The organism is Gallaecimonas xiamenensis 3-C-1 (assembly GCF_000299915.1).
In the GTDB taxonomy this organism is placed as follows: Bacteria; Pseudomonadota; Gammaproteobacteria; order Enterobacterales; family Gallaecimonadaceae; genus Gallaecimonas; species Gallaecimonas xiamenensis.
Window position 1 is genome coordinate 1 of the sequence record NZ_AMRI01000057.1, and the last position, 942, is coordinate 942.

General features: G+C 61.3%; 2 protein-coding genes. Both read right to left on the bottom strand.

What is annotated here, in order from left to right; all coding sequences use genetic code 11:
- Positions 1 to 635 (bottom strand): CoA transferase subunit B (locus tag B3C1_RS19165; RefSeq protein ID WP_008486892.1); only part of this gene is annotated, 635 nt, incomplete at its 3' end.
- Between the two features lie 3 nt (positions 636 to 638).
- Positions 639 to 942, bottom strand: a 304-nt coding sequence (locus tag B3C1_RS19170) for a CoA-transferase (protein WP_008486894.1), incomplete at its 5' end; no start/stop codon positions are given.

The following is a 942-nucleotide window of genomic DNA, read 5'->3' on the forward strand; positions in this document are numbered from 1 at the left end:
TCGTCGGCAGCGATAAGCGTGCCGGCGGTCTTGGCGCGGATCTCCTCGACGCTGACCCCAGGGGCCCGCTCCTTAAGCACAAAGGCGCCGTCTTCTATCTCGAAATACCCCAAGTCGGTCAGCACCTTCTTGATGCAACCGGCCCCGGTCAGGGGCAGCTCGCACTGGGGCAGCAGCTTGGAGTTACCGTATTTGTCGGCGTGCATCATGGTGACGATGATGTTGTCGGCACCGGCCACCAGGTCCATGGCGCCGCCCATGCCCTTGACCAGCTTGCCGGGTATCATCCAACTGGCGATATTGCCGCTGACATCCACCTCGAAGGCCCCCAGCACGGTCAAGTCCACATGGCCGCCCCTTATCATGGCAAAGGACTCGGCGGAGTTGAAAAAGCTGGCGCCGGGCACCGTGGTCACCGTCTGTTTGCCGGCATTGATAAGGTCGGCGTCCACGTCGGCCTCAAGGGGGAAGCTGCCCATGCCCAACAGGCCATTTTCCGATTGCAGCATCACTTCGATGCCGTCGGGAATGTAGTTGGCCACCAGGGTGGGAATGCCGATACCCAGGTTGACGTAGTAGCCGTCCTTGAGTTCCTTGGCGACCCGGGCCGCCATCTGTTCGCGGGAAAGTGCCATGGCTTAACTCCTCACCGTGCGCTGCTCGATGCGCTTTTCAAATTCGCCCTTTATCACCCGGTTCACGTAAATGCCCGGGGTGTGGATGAACTGGGGGTCCAGCTCGTCGACGATTTCTTCGACTTCCACCACGGTGATGGTGCCGGCGGTGGCCATCATCGGGTTGAAGTTCATGGCGGTCTTGCGGAAGGTGAGGTTGCCGTACTTGTCGGCCTGCCAGGCCCTGACCAGGGCAAAGTCGGCGGTCAGGCTCTTTTCCAGCACGTAGTGGCGGCCGTCGATTTCGCGGGTTTCCTTGCCGTCGGCC